Source organism: Labrenzia sp. THAF82 (assembly GCF_009363435.1).
GTDB classification, from domain to species: Bacteria; Pseudomonadota; Alphaproteobacteria; order Rhizobiales; family Stappiaceae; genus Roseibium; species Roseibium porphyridii.
In genome coordinates, this window is sequence record NZ_CP045354.1 from 5090381 (window position 1) to 5105974 (window position 15594).

Annotated in this window: 16 protein-coding genes; 14 read left to right on the forward strand and 2 right to left on the reverse strand. The window is 55.1% G+C overall.

Annotated features, from left to right (window positions below):
- Positions 1–40 precede the first annotated feature (40 nt).
- The 13 genes from FIV00_RS23295 (at position 41) to FIV00_RS23350 (ending at position 12763) form a co-directional block, all read left to right on the forward strand.
- Complete coding sequence (locus tag FIV00_RS23295; protein ID WP_152502997.1) at positions 41–1465, forward strand: MFS transporter; 1425 nt, start codon at positions 41–43, stop codon at positions 1463–1465.
- 494 nt (positions 1466–1959) lie between these two features.
- Positions 1960–2466, forward strand: coding sequence for a copper chaperone PCu(A)C (locus tag FIV00_RS23300; RefSeq protein WP_152502998.1), 507 nt, complete (start codon positions 1960–1962; stop codon positions 2464–2466).
- 24 nt (positions 2467–2490) lie between these two features.
- Complete coding sequence (locus FIV00_RS23305) at positions 2491–3117, forward strand: SCO family protein (RefSeq protein ID WP_152502999.1); 627 nt, start codon at positions 2491–2493, stop codon at positions 3115–3117.
- Positions 3118–3144: 27 nt separating this feature from the next.
- On the forward strand, positions 3145–3279 hold the full coding sequence (locus tag FIV00_RS30455) for a hypothetical protein (RefSeq protein ID WP_256366668.1): 135 nt from the start codon (positions 3145–3147) through the stop codon (positions 3277–3279).
- A 62-nt stretch (positions 3280–3341) separates the two neighbouring features.
- Positions 3342–4082, forward strand: coding sequence for a TlyA family RNA methyltransferase (locus tag FIV00_RS23310; RefSeq protein WP_152503000.1), 741 nt, complete (start codon positions 3342–3344; stop codon positions 4080–4082).
- A gap of 57 nt (positions 4083–4139) precedes the next feature.
- Positions 4140–4508, forward strand: a complete 369-nt coding sequence (locus tag FIV00_RS23315) for a VOC family protein (protein WP_152503001.1) — start codon at positions 4140–4142, stop codon at positions 4506–4508.
- A gap of 136 nt (positions 4509–4644) precedes the next feature.
- Positions 4645–5877 carry a class I SAM-dependent RNA methyltransferase gene (locus FIV00_RS23320; protein WP_152503002.1) on the forward strand — a complete coding sequence of 411 codons (1233 nt, stop codon included), beginning with the start codon at positions 4645–4647 and terminating at the stop codon, positions 5875–5877.
- A gap of 3 nt (positions 5878–5880) precedes the next feature.
- Complete coding sequence (locus FIV00_RS23325) at positions 5881–6993, forward strand: class I SAM-dependent methyltransferase (RefSeq protein ID WP_152503003.1); 1113 nt, start codon at positions 5881–5883, stop codon at positions 6991–6993.
- 72 nt (positions 6994–7065) lie between these two features.
- Positions 7066–8385: a 3,4-dihydroxy-2-butanone-4-phosphate synthase gene (gene ribB / locus FIV00_RS23330; protein ID WP_152503004.1), complete on the forward strand. Its 1320-nt coding sequence runs from the start codon at positions 7066–7068 to the stop codon at positions 8383–8385.
- A gap of 58 nt (positions 8386–8443) precedes the next feature.
- Complete coding sequence (locus FIV00_RS23335) at positions 8444–8965, forward strand: hypothetical protein (protein WP_152503005.1); 522 nt, start codon at positions 8444–8446, stop codon at positions 8963–8965.
- A gap of 188 nt (positions 8966–9153) precedes the next feature.
- Positions 9154–10257, forward strand: coding sequence for a patatin-like phospholipase family protein (locus tag FIV00_RS23340; RefSeq protein WP_173006119.1), 1104 nt, complete (start codon positions 9154–9156; stop codon positions 10255–10257).
- 63 nt (positions 10258–10320) lie between these two features.
- Positions 10321–11208, forward strand: coding sequence for an alpha/beta fold hydrolase (locus tag FIV00_RS23345; RefSeq protein ID WP_152503007.1), 888 nt, complete (start codon positions 10321–10323; stop codon positions 11206–11208).
- A gap of 22 nt (positions 11209–11230) precedes the next feature.
- Entirely contained in the window at positions 11231–12763 is a 1533-nt protein-coding gene (locus FIV00_RS23350; RefSeq protein ID WP_152503008.1) for an MFS transporter, read from the forward strand.
- A 50-nt stretch (positions 12764–12813) separates the two neighbouring features.
- Here FIV00_RS23350 and yghX read toward each other — a convergent pair whose 3' ends face one another.
- Positions 12814–13701, reverse strand: a complete 888-nt coding sequence (gene yghX / locus FIV00_RS23355; protein ID WP_152504403.1) for a YghX family hydrolase — start codon at positions 13699–13701, stop codon at positions 12814–12816.
- A 163-nt stretch (positions 13702–13864) separates the two neighbouring features.
- Positions 13865–14728 carry a LysR family transcriptional regulator gene (locus FIV00_RS23360; RefSeq protein WP_152503009.1) on the reverse strand — a complete coding sequence of 288 codons (864 nt, stop codon included), beginning with the start codon at positions 14726–14728 and terminating at the stop codon, positions 13865–13867.
- 95 nt (positions 14729–14823) lie between these two features.
- On the opposite strand from FIV00_RS23360, the gene FIV00_RS23365 reads away from it, so the two are divergent.
- A complete protein-coding gene (locus FIV00_RS23365; protein ID WP_209006674.1) occupies positions 14824–15585 on the forward strand; it encodes a sulfite exporter TauE/SafE family protein in 762 nt (253 codons plus the stop codon).
- Positions 15586–15594 lie beyond the last annotated feature (9 nt).

Here is a 15594-nt window from a genome sequence, read left to right on the forward strand (position 1 = left end):
CGGCGCTTTTTGTATTGTTTTCAGCACGCGGGAGGCAGCCATGGTTCAGACGCTTCTTTCAGTGTCCGCACTCATGTTTTCCGTTGCCCTGTTCATCTTCGGGCACGGGCTTCAAACGACATTGCTGCCACTGGCTGCCGATCGATACTATTTCTCCGATTTCGAAATCGGGGCAATGTCTTCGGCTTATTTCTTCGGTATGGTGCTTGGCTGTCTGGGAGCACCCCTGATCATTATGCGCGCCGGGCATATCCGTGCCTTTGCCGCTCTGGTTTCGCTGATGTCAGCGGCTGCGATCATGCATCCGGTGTTTATTGACCCATACGCCTGGATCGTCATTCGGATGATTTCCGGTTTCAGCCTTGCCGGGTTTTACATGATTGCAGAAAGCTGGCTGAACGAGAGCGCCACCAACGAAAACCGCGGCACAGTGATGTCGTTTTATATTGTCGTGCTGTTCGGCGCTCTCATGGCAGGTCAGATCTCCATCGCGACCATGAACATTGCGACGTTCGTTCCCTTTGCGATTGCCTCGGTTGCCGTCAGTCTTGCGGTTATGCCCGTATCGCTGACAACTTCCACGCAGCCTGCGCCGATCACGCTGGTCCGCTTCCGGCCGATCCAGCTCTACAAGAACTCACCAGCAGCTTTTGTCGGCGTTGTCTTTATCGGGGCGACACAGGGTGCGATCCTCACGCTCTCACCTCTTTATGGATCTCAGATCGGCTTGTCGACAAACGAGGCGGCTTTGTTCGCAGCAGCGCTCTTTGGCGGCGGGCTCATTTCCCAATGGCCTGTCGGTCGTCTTTCGGACCTCTTCGACCGGCGCCGGGTTCTGATCGGCCTTGGTGTTGCAACGGCGGCCACATCCCTTGCGATCGTGTTGGTATCTCCAAGCACCTTTGTCGTAGCCGCCTTGATGGGCGTACTGATTGGCATGTCCGCACAACCGCTTTACGCAATTGCGGTTGCACACGCCTTTGACCATGCGGCGGCGGAGGACTTTGTCGAGACATCCTCCGGCATGCTGCTCTCCTTCGGCATCGGCTCAATCGCGGGCCCGTTGATCGCTTCCACAGTCATGAGCAACACCGGTCCGTCCGGTTTGTTCTACATGGTGATTGGGTCCAATCTGATTATGGTCACCTTCATCCTGACACGCGTTGTCCGCCGCAGAGCGCTTCCGGCAGCCGAGAAGACAGACTTCGAATATGCATCGACTGCTCAGGTTGGTACCGTCATTTCGTCAGAGCCACTGGACGCTGAAGCCGAGGAATATGTCATTCCGCCGGAAGAATTCCCCGCATATGAGGATGACATCTACAATTTCGAAGCCACTGAGGAGGCGGACGGCACTGAAGAAACAAAGCAGGCCGCAAGTGATCCTGATGCAACGAACGCATCGGCTGAAAACGCAACAACGTCTGCAAAGGACAAGACAACAGAGCCACAATCACCGACCTGATGGCGGCGTGACCTGCGCTGTTTCGTCCCTCGACTTGATCAAGGATTAGGCGTATAGCCGAGGCATGAGTTCGCGTGTTTCACAACTGCAAGTGCTGCGCCAGGAACGCCACCCATTGGTCGCGTTTGCTGCTCTTGCCTTTGCCATGCGGCTCTGCATCACCGTCCTTGCGACCGCCCTCTCGCCAAATGCGGCGGCGGCGGCAGGCTTTACGAGCTTGTGTCAGCCATCAGGACAGCTTGAAAACTTAGTTGGACAACACGACGCGCTCTCCTGTCAGTGTGGTCCGGTTTGTGCTCATGGCTGTGCTCTTGGCCCTTGTCTCGCCGGCAATGCCTGCCTTACCGAGCCCAATCAAGCATCCGGCACCCCAAGTTGGGTTTGGGCTTACGAGGACAGTTGGAAATCCGATGCCGGCCGGTTCAATTCAATCCGCGCACCCCCAGTTTCCCTGATCTGAAAATCAACACGAATTCAGACCTCAAGGAAATGCTATGAAATTCTGGAAATCCATCGCCGCAGCGACGGCGCTTACATTTGTTTCGCTTGCTGCGACAGCAGGCGACTACACAGCTGGCGATCTGAGCATCAGCCATGCTTGGACACGGGCGACCCCACCCAAAGCGAAAGCCGGCGGCGGCTTCGTCGAAATCGTCAATTCCGGTGCTGAAGCCGACAGATTGGTCAAAGCTTCCTCCGATGTTGCAGGCAAGGTTGAACTGCATGAAATGGCCGTCACGGACGGTGTGATGAAGATGCGTGAGCTTGAAGGCGGCATCGATATCCCCGCAGGCGAGACCGTAACCTTGAAGCCAGGTGGCTTGCACATCATGTTCATGGGTCTGAACCAGTCTTTCGAAGAGGGCGCAACCGTTCCTGTTGTTCTGACCTTTGAGAAAGCTGGTGACGTTGCCGTTGAGCTGGCGATTGCCAAAATGGGTGCGAAATCCATGGAGGCCGGTCACATGGACCATGGCAAAATGGATCACAGCAAGAACTAAGCGTCTTGAAGAAGAGGACATTCCATGTCTGGCTTGAAACTCTTCCGGTATCTGGCTTGGGCGGCGGTTGCCGTCCTGGCCGTTGTATCCGGAGCGCTCGTCTATCAGCAGACTGCGGGCAACAACAACTCAGGCGGCCTGATTGAGCCGTTGGCCGCAATAGGGGGGCCCTTTGAGCTCGTCAGTGGCTCCGGTGAGACAGTTACCGATGAAACCTTCGCCGGCAAACCACTCGTGCTGTTCTTCGGTTTCACCTATTGCCCGGATGTGTGCCCGACGACCTTGGCCGAGCTCCAGGGCTGGCTTGAGGCACTTGGTGAAGATGCCGGCAAACTGAATTATGCCTTCGTTACAGTCGATCCGGAAAGAGACACGCCTGAAGTTATGCGAGACTATGTGTGGGCTTTCGACGAGCGCATCATGCCGTTGACCGGCTCACGCGAACAGATCGATGCCATGATCAAGGCCTATCGTGTCTATGCCAAAAAAGTACCGCTTGACGACGGCGATTACACCATGGACCATTCAGCAGCTGTCTACCTGATGGATGCCGACAATAAATTTGTCGGAACGATTGCCTATGGTGAGGCAGAAGAGAACGCCCTTCAGAAGCTGCAGCGTCTGATCAAGAACGCTCCAGCAACTTCTTAAGGTTGATACCGGAGATCACGGACCCACATGCGAATGCCACTTTATTTCGGATTGGCAACAGGCGCGACGGTGCTTGTCGCGCTCGCTATCGGATTGTGGTTCTATTCCGGTGAACGGGTTTATGCAGACAGGCTGATCTCCATGATCGCCAATTGTTTCTGACGTCGCCGCCCTTCAAGAGCGGTGACTTCCCTTTCCGCCGACACATCGCTAAATAGCTGCTCATGTCAAAACAGCGCTTGGACCAACGCCTTGTGGATCTTGGTATTTTTCCCAGTCGAGCCCGCGCGCGCGACGCGGTGTTGCGCGGCACCGTGTCGATTGAGGATGTCGTCTGCAACAAACCGGCCCAAAAGATAAGTCCGGAAGCGAAAGTCTCGGTAGATGATCCAGCAGCTTCTTACGTCTCTCGTGCGGCTTTGAAGCTCATCGAAGGTCTCAATGCCTTCAGCATCGACCCAAACGGCAAGATCTGTCTCGACATTGGCGCATCAACAGGCGGCTTCACTCAGGTTCTCCTGGAGCACGGTGCGGCCAAGGTCCACGCAATTGACGTCGGGCACGATCAGATGCACGAAAGTCTGCGGCAAAATCCAAGGGTTGCAGCGACTGATGGTCTTAACGCGCGTGATCTCACAGTCGACCATCTTCAGGGCGAGCAACCATCCCTTCTTGTGTCTGATGTCAGTTTCATTTCCCTGAAACTCGCGCTTCCGCGTGCTCTCGACCTTGCTGCCCCCGGTGCTGAAGGCGTCTTCCTTGTCAAACCCCAATTCGAGGCCGGCAAGGACAAGATCGGAAAGGGCGGATTGGTAGATCCGAGCATCGCGGCACGGTCTGCGAAAGACCTTCGTCTTTGGCTCGCGGGCCAACAGGGCTGGAGCGCACTGGACACGGTGCCTTCCCCCATCAAGGGTGGAGACGGCAACACAGAATATCTGCTTTACGGCCAAAAGCAGTCATGACGATTTAAGCGTCCCAAGTTTGGTTCGAACGCGCCCAGAACGGATTTCAAAAGCCTCATGAAGTTCATCAACCCGCTCCCATTCGTGACGGATATGGAGAGATCCAGAGCTTTCTATCGCAATGTTCTGTCTCTGAAAGTCATCGAAGATCACGGCAATTTTGTGCGCTTTTCAAATGGCTTTGCCCTTCATGAAGGACATTCTCTGCTGCAGACAGTGTTTTCTGAGACCCTTGAGGTAAATGAGCCCTACGGGAAGAACAATCTCGTACTCTATTTCGAGGACCCGGACATTTGGTCAGCTTTTGATCGCATTGCACCGCATGTGGAGCTGATCCACGGGATAGAGAGGCAGACCTGGGGACAAAGGGTTTTTCGTTTCTATGACCCGGATCGCCACATTGTGGAGGTTGGAGAGCCAACCTGAACTTTGCACCTATTGGATACGACCCGTCCCTTGTCCTGTTTCACAAGTGAACACTGGGTGATCCTCATCTTCGTGCGGTGTTGCTGCAGACCTTTCAGGGCTTGCTCCCGGGGTAGGTTGGCGCTATCGCTCAGCCATGAGAGAGAGAGAACTTGAAGTTTCGAGCCTGGGGCATCGCGGCGATGGCATTGCGGTCACCGAAGACGGACAGATTTATGTAGCCGGCGCTTTGCCCGGCGAAACAGTCCTGGCGGACGTCGTCAACGGACGCGCCAAAAATCCACATTGGCAAACGACATCTCCGGACAGGATAGAACCCGTCTGCCGTCACTATGAAAAGTGCGGTGGCTGCGCCTTGCAACACCTGTCCGAAGCGCCTTATCTCGCCTGGAAACGGAGCCTTGTCGAAAAATCGCTCAGCGATCGCGGCATTGATTTTGCGGTACAAGACGTTGTCGCAGCGACAGTGGATGGACGACGCAGAGCTGTGTTCACCGCGACAAGAGCCGGTCGGCACACTCTTTTGGGATACCACGAGAAGTCCAGTCACCGTCTGGTAGATGTTCACGAGTGCCCTGTTCTCGACCCGGACATTGTGCGTGCCCTGCCCGGCCTCAGGTCTCTGGCAGCGCAACTGCTGCCCAAGAAGGGCGAGCTGCGTCTTACCGTTCTTTCCACGACGGCAGGGCTCGATGTCGCAATTGAAAAGGCGGACAAAACGTATGAACGCAAGATCCCCTCACTGTCTCAAAAAACCGTGGAGCTTGACCTGGCGCGACTGACCGTCAATGGCGAAATTCTTCTTGAAACGCGGCCACCACTCCTCGACATGGGAGGAGTTGGAATTGTGGCCTCGCCCGGCGGATTCACTCAGGCCACACGGTCTGCCGAAGTTGCCCTTTCGAAGCTGGTGCTGGAGGGCATTGGAAACACAAAATCGGTTGCGGACCTCTTTTCTGGCGTTGGAACCTTCGCGCTTCGTCTTGCGCGGGTTGCCAACGTCCATGCTGTCGAGGGTGACGCTGCTGCAATCTCCGCATTCGACAAGGCACTTCGAAAACCGCAAGGGCTAAAGAAGGTTACCTTCGAGAAACGCGATCTTTATCGACGACCGCTGGTTGCCCACGAACTCGAACCCTTCGACGCAGTCGTGTTCGATCCACCACGCGCCGGTGCGCAGGCGCAGGCTGAACAATTGGCAAACTCGAAGGTCAAAAAGGTGGTTGCCGTGTCTTGCAATCCAGCAACCCTGGCCCGCGATCTCCGGATCCTGATCGATAGTGGTTTTGTGCTGCAAACCGTCACACCGGTGGACCAGTTCGCCTATTCGCCCCATATTGAAGTGGTGGCGGTGCTGACACGGGAGTGAGCAATGAGCCCAACGGACGAGAACCTGAGACCGAGAGAACGTGATCTGTCACGTCCACCCATCCTGAAGCTCGCCCGCAGATCACGTTACGCCCTTGCCCAAGGGAGCCGTGTCACGCTCTACACGCTCCACTCAGAGGCCATGCGGCGCATGAATCGACGCCTGCAGAATGACCTACCCGATACACCTAAAGTCACGCCCGACGGGCCAGTACCGAGCCAGCGGCGAATGCTTGCCGATATCCTGCGGCTCTTCACAGATGACCTGAGAGCCGTCGAAGACGGGCTGTATCCGATGCCGTCGGACGGCACCATGACACCCGGCGAGTTACTCGCCACAAGCCGAGCCTTTTTCAAGGACGTGCCGGAAGTTGCGCGCCGACGCGCGACAGGTGCACATCAGGAAGTGAATGAAAGCCCGGAAGGTTTCGCTGCTGCCCTGCCCCGCTACTACCGCCAGAATTTTCACTTCCAGACCGATGGCTGGCTTTCTGAGGACAGCGCCAAACTCTATGATTTCCAGGTAGATGTGCTTTTTTCCGGCGCAACAGCTGCCATGCGCCGCCGCGCGCTTGTTCCCTTTGCACACATCCTGAAGCGCAAGGATCAGCGCCATGTGGCTTACGTGGATTTGGCCTGCGGCACCGGGGGACTCCTGCGTCCAGCGCTCAAATCATTTCCGCGCCTGAAGGGCACCGGGCTCGACCTCTCCGAGCCCTATCTCAACGTTGCCCGCGACCGAGCAACGTCCCGGCGAGCCAGCTACGTCACGGCAATGGCTGAAGAGCTGCCTTTCGCGGACAATTCCCTGGACATCGTCTCTTGCGTGTTTCTCTTTCACGAATTACCTCCAAAGGTACGACGGCAAGTTATTGCGGAAGTTGCCAGAGTGCTCAAACCGGGCGGGTCCTTCCTTTTTGTAGACAGTCTTCAAACCGGTGATGTGCCAGATTATGACGGCCTGCTGTCGCTGTTTCCGCAACTTTTCCATGAACCCTATTATTCCTCATATCTGACAGAAGACCTGACTGGTCTTTGCTCAGCTCAGGGTTTGCAGGAGAGATGGATGGTTCCGGCATTCGTGTCGCGTGTGGCAGAGTACGTCAAAGGCAATTAGATTTTCAGGCTTACTGAAAATTTGCCTGTCATTACCTTGTGACTGAAAGAAATCTGGCCTATATCCTCGAGCATGAGACTCGATCAATGGCTCTTGCAGACCGGGGAAAACCGCAGCGCATTCGCGCGACGGGCTAACTTGTCTCCCGCTTCTGTAACCGCCCTTTGCAATGACCCGAATGTCTGGGTCTCGCGGGACATGGCCCGCAAGATCGCCATTGCCACCAATGGCGAGGTTACACCCAACGACTTTCTCGGACTGTCTACAACCAAGGAGCATCCCGTGTCCCAGGCCCGTGTCGCAGAAGCAATCCGCGCGTTCGAACGTGGTGAAATGGTGGTCGTGACTGATGATGATGATCGCGAAAACGAAGGCGATCTGATTGTTGCAGCGTCCAAGATAACGCAGGAACAGATGGCCTTCATGGTCAGGCATACGTCTGGAATCATTTGTGCACCCATGACTGTTGCCCAGGCTCGCCGCCTGCGTTTGGACCCGATGGTTGCAGAAAACGATGCACCGCTCGCGACTGCTTTCACGATTTCCGTCGACTACCGGCACGGACTGACAACGGGCATCTCGGCCGAAGAGCGCAGCTCTACCGTACACGCCCTTGCCAACCCGAATGCCGCTGCCGAGGATTTTGTTCGGCCAGGACATATTTTTCCACTCGTCGCCAAGGAAGGCGGTGTCATGATAAGGTCCGGTCACACGGAAGCCGCCGTCGACCTTTGCCGCTTGTCCGGGCTGGAGGAGGTCGGTGTCCTCAGTGAACTCGTCAACGACGACGGTACCGTCAAGCGCGGCCAGCAGGTCGCCGAATTCGCGGCGGAATTTGATCTGAAAATGGTGTCTGTTTCAGACTTAATCGCCTGGCGACAGCGGACTGAGCGCATGGTCGAGAGGGTCAACGAACAACCCATAGACACCATCGCCGGCCCCGCTTATGCAATGACGTTTTCAACGCCCTATGATCCGATGCATCACTTGGCGATTGTCTATGGCGATATCCTCGACGGACGAAGCGTCCCCGTGCGCCTGCAACTTGAATCCGTGCTTGATGACGTTTTTGGCGAAACACAGCCTCTCGATCAGATCATGGAACACTTCGCCGAACGCGGGCGTGGGGTTATCGTCTATTTGCGGGAAGGCTCTGCGGGCGTGGCACGCCAATCGAAACGAACACGGTCGGACTTTGAGGCCGCCGATAATGAAGAGCATACTTCAGCACAGTCAAGGCAGGAGCAATGGCGGGAGATTGGCCTAGGCGCACAGATCCTCAAGGATCTCGGTGTCAGTTCAATTCGTCTCTTGTCTTCCAGGGAACGGCACTATGTCGGCTTGGAGGGCTTTGATATTAAGATCGACGAAACGGAAATTCTCGACGGTTAAGCACGACGAGCTTCTCTCAGGTTCTCGATCCAGTGCGCAGGAAAAGGCTGAAAGGCAATTGCACGAAACCACAGGTCCAGTTCCCTTTGCTATCGGCTACAATCGCAGCCAGGGCGAGGGTCTTGTCTATGGCTGCATGCTGCTGGGCCTGATCATGGTGGTGGTCGGCATCGCAGCCGACCTGCCGCTGCTTTCGCTAGCAGCGCTGGTACCGCTCGGTATTGCCTATTGGCACTATCCCATGGTCGAAAAGGGACATCCCCAGCTCGGTGCAAATGAAGACGGGCTTTTTGTCGAGCGGATCGGCTTCATAAACTGGGCAGCAGTCCATGAGATCGACATCAAGCGCACATCGGTTCGAAACATCATTCTTGTTCGCCTGGAAATCCAGTTGAATTGTCCGCTCAAAGAGGCAATCAAAAAAGATCAGGCCTTGCCGCCATGGAAGAAACTCATGCTTCGGAACTGGCGCTGCAGGCGAAACGAAACGGACCGCGACACAGTCATTGTCAATCTGCATACACTTGCAGCCGATCCCGATGAGATATTTCAGCGAATACGCCGCTATAAATCTGCTTAGCTGCGCAACCTGATTTTGCTCATAGAATTCAATTACCTACCCAAATTTCTCCTGTTTTTCTATCAGGTTAAGTCAAATTTACCTTAGCTGTTAACAGGCCATCCATAATGCTCGCGCAGACTGACCATCACTCTATTGCGCTGCAGCAACCGCTGCCAATGCGTCTTCTGTTGCCGGATGGGTCAGTCATGAATGATAAAGCGAAAAAAGTTGGTCTCGTCCTCCAGGGCGGAGGCGCACTCGGAGCCTATGAGGCTGGCGCGATCAAACGAATTTACGAACTCGGTTACCGGCCCGAGATCCTGACCGGGACGTCGATTGGCGCACTGAACGCAGCCGTGCTCGCAGCTCCCCTATATGGCGAAGCGCATGAAACGCTTCTGGAAATGTGGGACTATCTCGGCCATGAGCATCCCTTTCCGCTCTTCCAACACTACAACACCGCCTACACAAGTCTGGGCCACCCGCGTTTCTTCAAACTGCATGGCACCCTTTTCGGCATGGGGCGGCGGCCCAGCATCTATGATATTTCGCCCGCACTCGAAACGATGCAGCGCTATATCGACTTCGACCGGTTGAACGCCCCCGACGCGCCAACGGTGGTCGTGACAGCCACAAATGTGGTTTCAGGTGAAATTGAGCGGTTTTCAAACCGGACACACACTTTGACACCCGAGCACATCATGGCGAGCGGTGCTCTGCCCCCAAGTTTCCCGCCGATTGAAATTGACGGTGAGCATTATTGGGACGGCGGTATTTACGACAATACCCCAATCCAGTCCCTTGTGCGCATTCTAAACGAGCATGAGACTGCCCATCTACCAATCTTTGTGATCGAGCTTTTCGGCGCTCTTGGGGATGTGCCAAAGGATCTTGGCCAATCCATCGACCGAATGACCGAACTTGTATACGAAGACAAGTTCTGGAAGACCTTCGAAGGTCACGACAAGGCATATGAGTTTGCAGAGATGCTCTGGGACCTTGAACAGGATCTACCGGAAGATTCTCCTCTCCGGGAGCGTGATACTTTCAAGAGCCTCATGCGCCTCCGAGCAATTTCCCACATATTCACAATACCGGCAGAAAGAGCCGCGCTGCGCAATGTGATCGACTTCAGTCCTACGACCATCGGGAAGAGAATCGAAAGCGGCTATAAGTCCGCGGACTACGCGCTGGACAAAAACGCATTTCAAATCAACTACATCATCCACAACCGAATTCAGAGCGAAATCGATGCTGCATCTGCGTCGAAGAAAAAGAGCAAGTCTCAACGCCGGAACACGGCAGCCTAGGGCACAGGCTCATTTATTTGTGCATTCAGCCCACACATTTGCTTTTCCGGCAGGAGTACAGACATGACCGGCTCAGTTGAGAGCAGATACGATTCCGGCAACTATAAAGCCATGACCTTCGCAACGTCAGACGGTCTCTCTCTGACCTATCGCGTATATGGAGAGAAAGTTCCTGGAAAACCGGCCATCATCGCGCTGCCGGGCCTGACCAGAAATATCCGCGATCTAGATCCCGCCGCCAATCTGCTGGCGAACAATTTCAGGATCTACACACTGAATCTGCGCGGACGGGACACTTCGGATCACGACCCGAACTATTCCAACTACAACACAGTGGTTTACATCCGTGACATTTACGAGTTCTGGCAACACCTTGAAGAAGAGCCCGTTGTTCTGCTCGGATCTTCACTTGGTGCGCTGCTCGCAATGCTTATGGTCGAAGATCATCCTGACATGCTGGCCGGAACCATCCTGAATGATTTGGGGGCCACAATCGAGACTGCCGGCATGGCCCGCATTTTTGGTTACGCGGGTAAGCTTCCTGATGAAGCAGATCTGTCGAAAGTTGTGGCGACCTTGAAAGAACATGTCGGTGCTCAATTCGAAGGCTTGAGCGACGCGGACTATGAGCGCATGGCAGTGTCGATGTATGGCTTGAAGGACGGAAAGTGGCATCACCGCTATGACGACAATCTTGGAAAAGCTCTTGCCGAAAACAAAGAGACACCCCGTGATCTGTGGGCTGCACATAGAAAAGCGGCAGAACTGAACTTGCCGGTTCTTTCAATTCGCGGTGTTTTATCCGATGTAACCGCGCCTGCGACAATCAAACAGATGCAGGACATCGCTCCGCGCATGACGGCTGTAGAAGTCTCGGGCCGGGGCCACTGTCCCATCCTTGACGAACCGGCCTCCCAACATGCCATTGTTGACTTCATGAACGGTATTTAGGCACCGGTTAGGCTCATTGGCGATGGACAAACGGTATCTCATCCTGGTCAACATGACCGGAGCGATCGGTATGATCATGATCGATCAAACGGTCATCGGGATTGCTCTCCCACCGCTGCAACGTGCCTTTGCGTTCGGCCCGATGGAGTTGCAGTGGGTTGTCAACGGATACACGCTTGCTCTTGCTGCCGCATTGATCTGTGCCGGTTGGGCAGGTGACAGATTTGGTCACTACCGCTCATTTACAGCAGGTGTTGGCCTTTTTACAGCTTCCTCCCTCCTTTGCGCGATCGCGCCAACCGGGGAGGTTTTCATTCTCGCAAGGATTGGCCAGGGCATTGGAGCAGCCCTCATGCAGCCAGCTGCAACTGCGATTGTCTTCGGCATTTTTCCGGCAGATCTGCGCGGCAGAGCTATGTCGATCTACGTTGGGAGCGGTTTGCTGTTTCTGGCCGCCGGTCCGCTGCTTGGCGGTTTTCTCGTCCAGCACCTGTCGTGGCACATGGTTTTCCTGATCAATGTTCCAATTGGACTGGTGACGTTCACAAGCGCAGTCTTGTTCAGCGGACACGCTCCCAAAGGCAGTGACATACCATTTGATTTTAAAGGGGCATTCTTGCTTGTCGCCGGAATTCTCACGCTGACAATTGCTATTCAAAGCTTCGGTGACGGAACCATGGCGGTGTCGATTTCGCTCGCCCTTGCGGTTGCCGGATTGCTTGCTCTTGGCGTTCTGCCTTTCCGCAAACCCGCAACAGGAGCATCGATCATCGACTTTTCAATGTTCAAGAGCCGTGTATTTTTCGGCTGTGGCATTGTCTTGTTCTGTATCCAGTTCGCGATGCTCGGTCAAGTCGTCTACGGCGCTGTCTTCATTCAAAACGTGCTTGCCTTTTCCCCATTTCAAACCGGCCTTTCCATGATGCCGGTGGTGCTCACGATCATAGTGATGGCACAGGTTTCGGGGTATCTGTTTGACAAAGTCCCTTTCAGGCTACTTGCCGTAACCGGGACACTTGCCATCTCGGTAGGCTTCTTCTCGCAAGCCGTCGTTCTTGAGCTGAACAACATCATCTGGCTGGTCCCGGGCATGATGCTGATTGGGTTTGGGCTTGGCCTTCTGGCAAGCACCGTCACCACGGAAGGGTTGTCACACGTATCCCAAACACAGCGCGCTACCGCGTCGGCGATATTGCAAACTCTGAGGCAGACAGGGGGCGTGTTCGGAATTGCCTGCATCGGCTCCGTTATCAATCTCATTGAAAAAAACCGGATTTCAATGGTTGCGGAAAAGCTGGAGCCGGTCGCTGACAAACGCCAAGAGCTGCAGCTGCTTCTTTTCCAATCAGAGCAGGCGCAGACCAAAGCAACTGATCAGCTTCGAGACCACTGGCCGCAAGCTCTTGCCGAACTCAAAGACATCACAACGGAAGCCATCGCCGCTGGCTATTACCTGGGAGCGGGCGTGGTGCTTCTGGCAGCAATATTTTCGATTTGGTCTTTCTCGCAAAAGGCCAAATCTGAATCAGTGCCCGATACACTTGAGCAGAGATAAAAAAACCCGGGCTTCCCGCCCGGGTTTTCTGCTGGATTTCCTTCTGAAACCTACATCAGTTTTTCCTTAAAAAACGCCACCGTCCGGTCCTCTGCCAGTCTTGCAGCTGCTTCGTCGAAACGCGGCGTCGTATCGTTGTGGAAGCCGTGGTTTACGCCCGGATACATATGCGCGACATACTCCTTGCCATTGGCTTTGAGAGCCTCCTCATATGCGGGCCAGCCCGCATTGATACGTTCATCCAGCTCGGCAAACTGCAACATCAGTGGTGCTTCGATCTTTGCTACGTCTGCCGGGTCCGGCTGGCGCCCGTAAAACGGTACTCCGGCGGCAAGTTCAGGATAAGCGACCGCGATTGCATTGACGACACCACCACCATAGCAGAAGCCAACCGCTCCGACCTTGCCTGTGCTGTCATCGTTGTTCAGCAGGAATTCAAATCCGGCAAAGAAGTCATTGAGCAATTTCTCCCGGTCGACCGTGCGCTGAAGTTCGCGTCCCTTGTCGTCGCTGCCGGGATAACCGCCTACGGACGTCAAACCGTCAGGTGCCAGCGCCATGAAACCGGCCTTGCCAAGTCTTCGGGCGACGTCTTCTATGTAGGGGTTAAGACCCCGATTTTCGTGGATCACAAGCACGGCCGGAAGCTTACCGGTTGCTCCGGCCGGCTTCACCAGATAGCCGTTCACCTCGCCATGGCCGTTCGGCGACGGATATGTGATGCGCTCCGTCACAATCGAGGCATCGTCAGGCTCTACCTGCTGCGCAAGCGCATAGTTTGGCGAGAGCTGACTGAGCAGCATCGTTGCAGTTACTCCACCAACCGCAAACTTGGCTGCTCCGCTCAAGAACTCACGCTTGGTTATTTTGCCATGAGCGTAATAATCGTAAAGATCCAGCAATTCCTGGGGGAAATCCTTGGCCGTCATGCGGCGCACCGGTGTCATGTCATTCATGTCCATGCTCCCTGAAAATTCGGGCTTTCTGCCCTCAGGCAACTAGAAGCCTCATTCTCGAGATCCAGCTTGCGCACCCAAGAATTGTGTAACGCTTTGTATCAATCGGCGCACCAGACGAGCAAATGGCGACCGGAAACCAAACTCATATATGAGGTTTCACGCTGAAAATCTCCTCAAGCCAATGGCTGACGGTTTTCATGCGCGCAAGTGACGCCTGATCGGCGTGCTGCAGCAGCCAGACCTCGCGCAATAGTTCTGGTTCGGTCTTCGCCAGCCTGGAAAGGCGCTCATCCTTCTCTGCGATAAGTGTTGGCAATGCCGACTTGCCCAATCCCGCCGCCACGGCTTCGATCACACCTTCAAGATCATAGGGCCGAACGTTCGAAAGCTCGCTTTTTGTCGAAGAGCCGTTCTCCGCCACCCAGCGGGCCTGAGGCAGAAAGCTCATGTCCTCGTGGTACTGAACCCAGGGCAGGTCCATCGACCTATTATAAGAGGGCGAATAGATCGCATGGTTCAGCACCGCAATCCTTTTCGCCTTGACATTGTGCCCGCCCTCGCCCGGACGACCGAGCCGAATTGCCATATCTGTTTCGCGCTTCGGCAAGCTAACATTGCGCCCTTCAGAGGCCAGGTGCAGCTCAATACCCGGGTGTTTGGACGCAAACTCGCTGGCACGCGGTATCAGCAAGCTGTTGACCACCACAGGCACCGAGGAAATGCGAACAATGCCTTCCTCGGCAAACCGCGCACCGGTCAGGTCTTCATCCAGTTTCACGAGGGCCGTTTCGGCCATTTCCACATGCTGCACTGCCTTTTGACCAGCCCGCGTCAGCGTGAGCGCACCTCCTGACGAACGCTCCAGAAATGCAACACCGGTTTCGTCTTGAAGCGCCGCGAGGCGGCGCGAGACCGTGGTTGCATCGACGCCGAGCCTTTGAGCAGCTTCGACAAGCGTGCCGGCGCGATAAAAGGCCAGCAAAAATTTAAGGTTCTCCCAGTTCATGTCTGCATTCTTGCAGACTGACTATGCAAAATCGAGCGTTTACCTGCGTCTTTGCATGCCTCAGAACTCATTGTCACTTGAAGGGCTGGAACACTATGCAGGCACTTGCCGACTGGATTGGGCTACCACCGTCTCTCTTTATGATTTCGCTGGCCGTTGCCTTCCTCGCTGGCGCTGTGCGCGGGTTTACCGGTTTCGGTCTTTCGGCTGTCGTGATGGCAAGCATGGTGGTGTTTCTGCCACCCGTAGACCTGATACCGATTTGCTTCTTGCTAGAGACGACCGCAAGCCTCGTGATGTTCCGCGGCGGCTTCAGGGATGCGGACAGGCGAATGTCCCTCACACTTGCCGCCGGAAGTGCCGTCGGCACACCGCTGGGACTGCTGGCCACAACGTCAATTCCCTCTGAAATTTCAAAAGCCGTTGCTCTTACGCTTGTGCTGGCGCTGTCGGTCTTTCAGTTCTTCAAAGTAAATCTGAAGCTGTTCGAGATACGCGGCGCGTTATCTGTAACGGGAATTGTCTCCGGCATCGCCACTGGGCTTGCGTCTGTTGGCGGGATGGTCATCGCGCTTTACGTTCTTGGCACTGCGCATGAGGCGCGAAAGATGCGTGCCTCTTTAGTGCTGTACCTGTTCGCGAGCATGGCGGTGTCATTCGTCGCACTGCTCTATTTTGATGTTCTGAACGAGACATCTCTCAAACGCGGCATTGCCTTGGCACCTGCCGTTCTGGTCGGCGTCTATGTTGGAAGCCGCCTCTTCAGCCAAAGGCTGCAAAGTGCCTATAAGAGCTTTTGTCTCGGGCTCTTGATCATGCTGTCCTGCGCGGGTGTCTTGAGGCTTTTTCTCACGTAGTGAACAAGA

What these genes read in the sequence shown, in the direction of transcription:
- FIV00_RS23340 (WP_173006119.1), top strand. Translation starts at nt 9,154, where the DNA reads ATGAATGATAAAGCGAAAAAAGTTGGTCTCGTCCTCCAGGGCGGAGGC.
- FIV00_RS23320 (WP_152503002.1), top strand. Translation starts at nt 4,645, where the DNA reads ATGAGAGAGAGAGAACTTGAAGTTTCGAGCCTGGGGCATCGCGGCGAT.
- FIV00_RS23310 (WP_152503000.1), top strand. Translation starts at nt 3,342, where the DNA reads ATGTCAAAACAGCGCTTGGACCAACGCCTTGTGGATCTTGGTATTTTT.
- ribB (WP_152503004.1), top strand. Translation starts at nt 7,066, where the DNA reads ATGAGACTCGATCAATGGCTCTTGCAGACCGGGGAAAACCGCAGCGCA.
- FIV00_RS23360 (WP_152503009.1), bottom strand. Translation starts at nt 14,728, where the DNA reads ATGAACTGGGAGAACCTTAAATTTTTGCTGGCCTTTTATCGCGCCGGC.
- FIV00_RS30455 (WP_256366668.1), top strand. Translation starts at nt 3,145, where the DNA reads ATGCGAATGCCACTTTATTTCGGATTGGCAACAGGCGCGACGGTGCTT.
- FIV00_RS23315 (WP_152503001.1), top strand. Translation starts at nt 4,140, where the DNA reads ATGAAGTTCATCAACCCGCTCCCATTCGTGACGGATATGGAGAGATCC.
- FIV00_RS23295 (WP_152502997.1), top strand. Translation starts at nt 41, where the DNA reads ATGGTTCAGACGCTTCTTTCAGTGTCCGCACTCATGTTTTCCGTTGCC.
- FIV00_RS23365 (WP_209006674.1), top strand. Translation starts at nt 14,824, where the DNA reads ATGCAGGCACTTGCCGACTGGATTGGGCTACCACCGTCTCTCTTTATG.
- FIV00_RS23325 (WP_152503003.1), top strand. Translation starts at nt 5,881, where the DNA reads ATGAGCCCAACGGACGAGAACCTGAGACCGAGAGAACGTGATCTGTCA.
- FIV00_RS23350 (WP_152503008.1), top strand. Translation starts at nt 11,231, where the DNA reads ATGGACAAACGGTATCTCATCCTGGTCAACATGACCGGAGCGATCGGT.
- FIV00_RS23305 (WP_152502999.1), top strand. Translation starts at nt 2,491, where the DNA reads ATGTCTGGCTTGAAACTCTTCCGGTATCTGGCTTGGGCGGCGGTTGCC.
- FIV00_RS23345 (WP_152503007.1), top strand. Translation starts at nt 10,321, where the DNA reads ATGACCGGCTCAGTTGAGAGCAGATACGATTCCGGCAACTATAAAGCC.
- FIV00_RS23300 (WP_152502998.1), top strand. Translation starts at nt 1,960, where the DNA reads ATGAAATTCTGGAAATCCATCGCCGCAGCGACGGCGCTTACATTTGTT.